Raw genomic sequence first — 1,634 nt, forward strand, 5'->3', positions numbered from 1 at the left:
AGCACTTCGTCCACTACTGACGCAAACGGTGTGGCGACGGTTGAACTGACCAGTTCCACAACTGCTGGCCAAGCCACCGTGACAGCCGCAATTGGTTCGATGACTGATACCGCTGAGGTTGATTTCACCGCCGGTGCAGCCACTGCAATGGATGTGACCGCTTCGCCTGCTTCGATTGAAGCGAACGGCACCAGCAAGTCGACCCTTAGCGCCACGGTTAAAGACGCTAACGGCAACCTGGTAGCGGGCAAAACCGTTAGCTGGAGTACTAGCGCCGGTACGTTGGCGAGCACTTCATCCACTACTGACGCAAACGGTGTGGCGACGGTTGAACTGACCAGTTCCACAACTGCTGGCCAAGCCACGGTGACAGCCGCAATTGGTTCGATGACTGATACCGCCGAGGTTGATTTCACTGCCGGTGCAGCCACTGCAATGGATGTAACCGCTTCGCCTGCTTCGATTGAAGCGAACGGCACCAGCAAGTCGATCCTTAGCGCCACAGTTAAAGACGCTAACGGCAACCTGGCAGCGGGCAAAACCGTTAGCTGGAGTACTAGCGCCGGTACGTTGGCGAGCACTTCGTCCACTACTGACGCAAACGGTGTGGCGACGGTTGAACTGACCAGTTCCACAACTGCTGGCCAAGCCACGGTGACAGCCGCAATTGGTTCGATGACTGATACCGCCGAGGTTGATTTCACTGCCGGTGCAGCCACTGCAATGGATGTAACCGCTTCGCCTGCTTCGATTGAAGCGAACGGCACCAGCAAGTCGACCCTTAGCGCCACAGTTAAAGACGCTAACGGCAACCTGGCAGCGGGCAAAACCGTTAGCTGGAGTACTAGCGCCGGTACGTTGGCGAGCACTTCATCCACTACTGACGCAAACGGTGTAGCGACGGTTGAACTGACCAGTTCCACTACTGCTGGCCAAGCCACCGTGACAGCCGCCATTGGTTCGATGACTGATACCGCTGAGGTTGATTTCACCGCCGGTGCAGCCGCAACAATGACCGTCACTGCTTTGCCTACTGCGATTGTCGCCGACGGCGCAAGCACATCGTCTATCAGCGCCGCTGTGGTGGATGCCAACGGCAACGCCGTAGGTGCTGGTGTGAGCGTTACCTGGGGTACCAGCGCTGGCGTGTTGTCGGGTACATCGTCTACCACCAATGCAAGCGGTGTAGCGACGATTACCCTCACCAGCACAACCACTTCCGGCCAAGCTACTGTGACTGCCACAAGCGGTTCGGCGAGTAACACCGCCGAGGTTGATTTCACCGCCGGTGCAGCCACTGCAATGGATGTCACCGCTTCGCCTGCTTCGATTGAAGCGAATGGCACCAGCAAGTCGACCCTTAGCGCCACAGTTAAAGACGCTAACGGCAACTTGGTAGCCGGCCAAACCGTAAGCTGGAGTACTAGCGCCGGTACATTGGCGAGCGCTTCATCCACTACTGACGCAAACGGTGTGGCGACGGTTGAGCTGACCAGTTCCACAACTGCTGGCCAAGCCACCGTGACCGGCGCAATTGGTTCGATGACTGATACCGCTGAGGTTGATTTCACCGCCGGTGCAGCCGCAACAATGACCGTCACTGCTTTGCCTACTGCGATTGTCGCCGACGGCGC

General features: G+C 57.8%; 1 protein-coding gene. It reads left to right on the top strand.

Features of this window, described 5'->3' with window-relative positions:
* Positions 1–99: 99 nt before the first annotated feature.
* Positions 100–1,634, top strand: a 1,535-nt coding sequence (locus tag AC0IW7_RS24715) for a beta strand repeat-containing protein (protein WP_471821480.1), incomplete at its 3' end; no start/stop codon positions are given.

The organism is Pseudomonas sp. AC229, assembly GCF_979254655.1.